General features: G+C 71.4%; 4 protein-coding genes. 3 read left to right on the top strand and 1 reads right to left on the bottom strand.

Going from position 1 to position 5571, the window contains the following annotated elements; all coding sequences use genetic code 11:
• Positions 1–79: 79 nt before the first annotated feature.
• Positions 80–2380, top strand: coding sequence for a phosphoribosylformylglycinamidine synthase subunit PurL (gene purL / locus G6017_RS08095; RefSeq protein ID WP_182616860.1), 2301 nt, complete (start codon positions 80–82; stop codon positions 2378–2380).
• Between the two features lie 53 nt (positions 2381–2433).
• On the top strand, positions 2434–3102 hold the full coding sequence (locus tag G6017_RS08090; protein ID WP_182616858.1) for a YoaK family protein: 669 nt from the start codon (positions 2434–2436) through the stop codon (positions 3100–3102).
• A 9-nt stretch (positions 3103–3111) separates the two neighbouring features.
• Here G6017_RS08090 and G6017_RS08085 read toward each other — a convergent pair whose 3' ends face one another.
• Complete coding sequence (locus G6017_RS08085; protein WP_182616856.1) at positions 3112–4248, bottom strand: hypothetical protein; 1137 nt, start codon at positions 4246–4248, stop codon at positions 3112–3114.
• 60 nt (positions 4249–4308) lie between these two features.
• On the opposite strand from G6017_RS08085, the gene G6017_RS08080 reads away from it, so the two are divergent.
• The coding region (locus G6017_RS08080) for an LssY C-terminal domain-containing protein (protein WP_241731428.1) at positions 4309–5571 on the top strand (1263 nt) is incomplete at its 3' end.

Genomic DNA, 5571 nt, shown 5'->3' with positions numbered 1-5571 from the left:
GAGCCATTACTGACCCATGCTCCTAGCCCCGGCTGGTAGCGGATTCGCGGGCCGCCGCGGGCCGACTAGACTCGCCCCCGTGACGACTCACGTGGACTCCATCTCGCACGCCTCCGACACCCCCGAGTTGGCCCAGCCGTGGGCGGAACTCGGACTCAAGGAGGACGAGTACTCCCGCATCCGGGAGATCCTGGGCCGCCGGCCCACGGACGCCGAGTTGGCCATGTACTCGGTCATGTGGTCGGAGCACTGCTCGTACAAGTCGTCCAAGGTGCACCTGCGCTACTTCGGCGAGACCACCACGGACGAGATGCGGTCCACCATGCTCGCGGGGATCGGCGAGAACGCCGGCGTGGTGGACATCGGTGACGGCTGGGCGGTGACGTTCAAGGTCGAGTCGCACAACCACCCGTCCTACATCGAGCCGTACCAGGGTGCCGCGACCGGTGTCGGCGGGATCATCCGCGACATCATGGCGATGGGCGCGCGGCCGGTGGCCGTGATGGACCAGCTCCGCTTCGGCCCCGCCGACGCCGACGACACGCACCGCGTGCTCCCCGGCGTCGTGGCCGGGGTCGGCGGGTACGGCAACTGCCTGGGCCTGCCCAACATCGGTGGTGAGACGGTGTTCGACGAGTCGTACGCCGCCAATCCGCTGGTCAACGCCCTCGGTGCGGGCGTCATGCGCGTGGAGGACCTGCACCTGGCGTTCGCCTCCGGCACCGGCAACCGGATCATCCTGTTCGGTGCCCGCACCGGTCTCGACGGGATCGGTGGCGTGTCGGTGCTGGCGTCCGAGACCTTCGATGTGGACGAGGACGGAGCGCCGGTCAAGCCGCGCAAGCTCCCCAGCGTCCAGGTGGGCGACCCGTTCATGGAGAAGGTCCTCATCGAGTGCTGCCTCGAGCTGTACCGCGACGAGCTGGTCGTGGGCATCCAGGACCTCGGCGGTGCCGGCCTGGCGTGCGCCACCTCCGAGCTGGCCGCGGCCGGCGACGGCGGCATGCACATCGTGCTCGACAACGTCCCGCTGCGCGCGGAGGGCATGTCCGCCGCCGAGATCCTCTCCAGTGAGTCGCAGGAGCGCATGTGCGCCGTGGTGACGCCGGAGAACGTCGAGGCCTTCATGGACGTGTGCCGCCGCTGGGACGTGTTGGCCGCCGACATCGGCGAGGTCACCGACGGCGACCGGCTCACCATCGAGTTCCGCGGTGAGACCGTGGTGGACGCCCCGCCCGAGTCGCTGGCCGACGAGGGGCCGGTCTACGAGCGCCCCCTCGAGCGGCCCTCCGACCAGGACGCCCTGCAGGCGGACACCACCGCGACCCTGGCCCGCCCGGCCACCGGCGACGAGTTGCGCCGGACCCTGGTGGACATGATCTCCAGCCCGGCCCTGTGCTCGCGCAAGTTCATCACCGAGCAGTACGACCGCTACGTCCGCGGCAACACGATCCTCGCGGAGAACGCCGACGGCGGTGTCCTGCGCATCGACGAGGAGTCCGGCCGCGGCATCGCGCTGTCGACCGACGCGTCGGGGCGCTACACCAAGCTCGACCCGTACACCGGTGCCCGGCTGGCCCTGGCGGAGGCGTACCGCAATGTCGCCGTCACCGGCGCCACCCCGGTCGCCGTGACCAATTGCCTCAACTTCGGCTCGCCCGAGGACCCGGGCGTGATGTGGCAGTTCCGCGAGGCCGTCCACGGACTGGCGGACGGTTGTGCCGAGCTCGGTATCCCCGTCACCGGCGGCAACGTCTCCTTCTACAACCAGACCGGGTCCACCCCGATCCTGCCGACGCCCGTCGTGGGCGTGCTCGGAGTGATCGACGACGTCGCCCGCCGCACGCCCACCGCGTTCGGTGACACCCCCGGCGAGAACGTCTACCTGCTCGGCGAGACCCGCGACGAGCTCGACGGGTCCATCTGGGCCCAGGTCGCCCACGAGCACCTCGGAGGCATGCCCCCGACGGTCGACCTGCGGTGGGAGGCCACACTCGCCCGTATCCTGGCCACGTGCTCCAAGGACGGCCTGATCACCGGCGCACACGACCTGTCGGAGGGCGGGCTCGCGCAGGCGCTCGTGGAGTCGGCCCTGGCCGGGGAGTGCGGCCTCCGGGTGGTGCTGCCCGCCGACGCGGACCCGTTCGTGTGGCTCTTCTCCGAGTCGGCCGGCCGCGTGATCGTGTCGGTCCCCCGGGGCGAGGAGATCCGCTTCCAGCAGATGCTCACCGCGCAGGACATCCCGCACACCCGGATCGCCGTCACCGACCCGGATTCGGGGACCTTCGAGGTCCAGGGGCAGTTCACCCTGACCACCGCGGAGCTGCGCGCCGCCCACGAGGGCACGCTGCCGGCGCTGTTCGGCGTCGACCCGGTCTGAGACGGTCATCCTGAGACGGGCCGGCAGGGATCGGACCGGTCGGGCGCGACCCGATGCGTGATCTCCGCAGACGAGAGCGACTGCTCGCCGTCGTCCTGGCCGGCACGGCGGGGTTCGTCGACGCGGTCGGCTTCCTCGTGGTGGGTGGCTACTTCGTGTCGTTCATGAGCGGCAACTCCACGCGAATGGCCGTCGACCTGGTGCAGGGTGACCTCGGCGGCGCGGGGATCGCGGCCGTCGTCCTGGTCTCGTTCTTCCTCGGCGCGGTCGCCGGTGCGGTGGTCACCCGCCTCCGTCCCCGGGACGACCGCCCGGCCGTCCTGGCCCTGGTCGCCACCCTGCTGCTGGTGGCGCTCGCGGTGCACCGGCTCACGACCGCCACGGTCGTCGGGGCGCCGCTGTCGATGGCGGTCGTCGCCGCGTCGATGGGGGCCATGAACTCGGTGTTCCACTCCGGCGGGGAGGTCTCGCTCGGGGTCACCTACATGACCGGGGCGGTGGTCAAGTCCGCCCACCGTCTGGTCGACGCGCTGGCCGGGGGATCGTGGGCGCCCTACCGCCAGCAGGTGGCGCTGTGGGCCGCCCTCGCGCTCGGCGGTGTGACGGGGGCGGTGCTCCAGGTGATCCTCGGCGTGGCCGCGCTGGGTGTCGGGGCGGCGGTTGTGATCGGCGCTCTGGTCGCGACCGTATGGATCCGCCGTCGGGAGTACCGCAGGGCCTGACGGGGAGTGTCAGCCTCGTCGTCGTGCCCGGTGGTAGGTCTCGCGCGCGGCGAGGCCGTGGACCACTTCGTCGATCATGGGGCGGACGAACCGTGCCCGGTGGGCGGAGTCGGAGGCCGCCGCCGCGGCCAGGTTGAGGGCGGAGAACGCCGCGAGGGTCAGCGCGACGCGCACCAGGGTCACGCTGACCGGGACGCCGGCCAACAGGCCCCCCAGATCCTCCGTCGGCCGCAGTGTCCACCGGGTCTCGGTGGCCTCCGGTATGGCTACCCAGCCCAGGAACACGAAGAACAGGAAGACCAGGCAGGCGAACAACACGGCCTGGATGAGGGTGGCCAGCACCGGGACCAGCAGGATGTTGATCCGCTCGGACATGCGCAGCTCCCGGCCCGGCGCCCGCGCCTCCAGCTCGTCGTGGAGGTCGTCCCGGGTGGTGATGGCCACCAGCAGGACGGTGAGCAGACCCATGACGCCCACCACGGCGAAGGTCCGCGGCCAGGACAGCGCCACCATCACCTGCCAGATCTCCGCGCTGAAGAACAGGAAGAGCACGGCCAACATGAGGACCGGCAGGACCCGGGCCACCATGTGGCCCATGGTGCCGAGCTCGCGCCGGACCCGCCGCGCGGCCCAGCGCACCAGCGAACCCACACCGATGTAGGTACCCACCAGCACCCCCGCCAGGAGGAGCGAGGTGGTGGCCGGGCCAGGGCCGTCATGGGCCTCGAAGGTGAGAGGTGCCACCACGACGAGGGCGACCGCCGAGACGAGACCGACGACCGAGCCGGACACCCGGTCCAGGCGTCGCACCACGCGGGCCACCAGCCACCCGATCAACGGCGCGGCGGCGAACAAGCCGAGCGCCAGCAGGAGCAGCAGGATGATCGGATCTGTGATCCCGATGTCGTCCAGCTCCGGTGAATCCTCACCGACCCGCTCGAGCAGGGCCACCGCGTAATCGTTCGAGCGGTCCAACGCGGAGAGACCCGACGTGGCCACTGCGAGACCGGCGCTGACTCCGGCGGAGCGGATGAGCATCTCGCGAGACCGCGTGGACGGGACGATCATCAGCGGCAGTCCCAGCGACCGCAGGTACTCCTCGTGGACACCCCGGCTGCTGGCCGGGGTCGGATCGGGCGTGGGCACGGGGACATTCTGGCAGTCATCGCGGTCCGCACGGCCGGTACCGCCGACTATCGTCTAGCCATGTCCACCAGTGAGCGAGCGGTGCAGACGCCCGGCGCGGAGCGGTCCGCGCCGACCGCGCCCCCGGTCTACGCCCGCCTGCCGTCCAAGGTGCGGGACGACGACGTGCGGCCGGCGCTGCCCGGCCAGGTCGTCGACACCGTGTTCTTCACCCTGGCCACCCTCGCGGCCGGCTGGCTGGGCTGGCGACTGTTGGACGACGTGTGGCGCCACACCTGGTGGCATCTGTTCCTCCTGATCCCGTTCTGGGCACTGGTCGCCTATCTGGTCCTGCCCCGGCTGCAGACGCTGATCACCTCGGTGTACGTGCCGGGATACTTCATCGCGCGGACCCGGACGTCTGACGGGTTGCTGGGGGACCCGGTCAACCTGGCCGTCGACGGCACCGCCCGTCAGATCCACGAGACCATGACGGCCTGCGGGTGGGTGCTGGCCGACGACATCACGGTCCGGTCCTCCTGGGGCATCATCATGTCCTCGGTGCTCCGGCGGTCCTACCCCTCCGCGCCGGTGAGCCCCCTGCGGCTCTTCGGACGCAGGCAGTGTCTGGCCTACCAGCAGGAGGTCGAGGGCAACGCCGCGCAACGGCACCACGTCCGGTTCTGGCGGTGCCCAGACGGGTGGCTGCTGCCCGGCGGCCACCGCGTGCAGTGGCTCGGGGCCGCCACCTACGACCGGGCCGTGGGTTTGTCGCTGTTCACCCTCCAGGTGACGCACAAGATCGACGCGGACATCGACGTGGAGCGCGACTACATCGTGGACTCGATCCGCTACCACGTCCCCGCCGCGGGTGTTCGGGTGCTCGAGAACTTCTCCGCCGGCTACCACTCCCGCAACGGCGGGGGTGACGCGATCCGCACCGACGGTGACCTACCGGTGGTGGACCTGAGGTCCGTACCGGTCCCCGAGGCGTCGGCGGCAGGGCTCCCGGCCGGGGTGGTGCGGGCCGCCCGCGGGTACGACGACCCCCAGGCGGAGGGCGGGCTGGCGTCGGGGGACGCCGACCGGCCGGCCGACGACGTCGCCCCCGATCCCGGGCATCTCCCCCGTCCGGCCGCGCTCACCGCCGGCTGCGGACTGGTCGCGGCGTCGGTCCTCGTCCTGCTGATCCTGGCGCTGCGGGACATCCTGGGGGACCAGGGCATGGAGGAGTTCGCGGGCCTGGACCGGTCCGAGGTGGTGCCCGCGATCATCGTGCTCGCGGTGTTCATCGGCGGCGTCTACGGCGCGATGGGCGTCCTGGCGCTGCTGACCTACCTGGGG

Source organism: Dietzia sp. B44 (assembly GCF_014145245.1).
Classification (GTDB): Bacteria; Actinomycetota; Actinomycetes; order Mycobacteriales; family Mycobacteriaceae; genus Dietzia; species Dietzia natronolimnaea.
This window is presented reverse-complemented; position numbering and strand designations above follow the sequence as displayed.